This window comes from Peptoniphilus sp. HMSC075B08, from assembly GCF_001815405.1.
Classification (GTDB): Bacteria; Bacillota; Clostridia; order Tissierellales; family Peptoniphilaceae; genus Peptoniphilus_A; species Peptoniphilus_A harei.
Map to the genome: position 1 here is coordinate 1 of NZ_KV820427.1, position 292 is coordinate 292.

1 protein-coding gene is annotated in these 292 nt (G+C 27.4%); it reads right to left on the reverse strand.

Annotated elements, in window-relative coordinates; translation table 11 throughout:
* On the reverse strand, nucleotides 1-227 hold a 227-nt coding region (locus HMPREF3023_RS00450; protein ID WP_070699903.1), incomplete at its 3' end, for a single-stranded DNA-binding protein.
* Nucleotides 228-292: the final 65 nt, after the last annotated feature.

A 292-nucleotide genomic window follows, 5' to 3' on the forward strand; every position in this document is an offset into this window, starting at 1 on the left:
TTTTCTTTGAAATATCCAAAGACATGGATTAGATCTCCTTTTTCAAATTCTTTTACAATTTCTACCTTTTCTCCATATACTGAGCAATTTGTATATTCTTTGCCCTTTCCATATTTTTTAACAAGAGCAAAATTTGCTACTTGAACACTTTCTCCATCTTTTTCAAATTCTGAAAATTCAGCTTCCTTAACTAAATTGGCATTAATATTTATCATTTCTTTATCCATTAATTTCTTCTCCTTAATCTATAAATTCCTATTAAAAAAGCGACTGAACTTATATTTCAATCGCT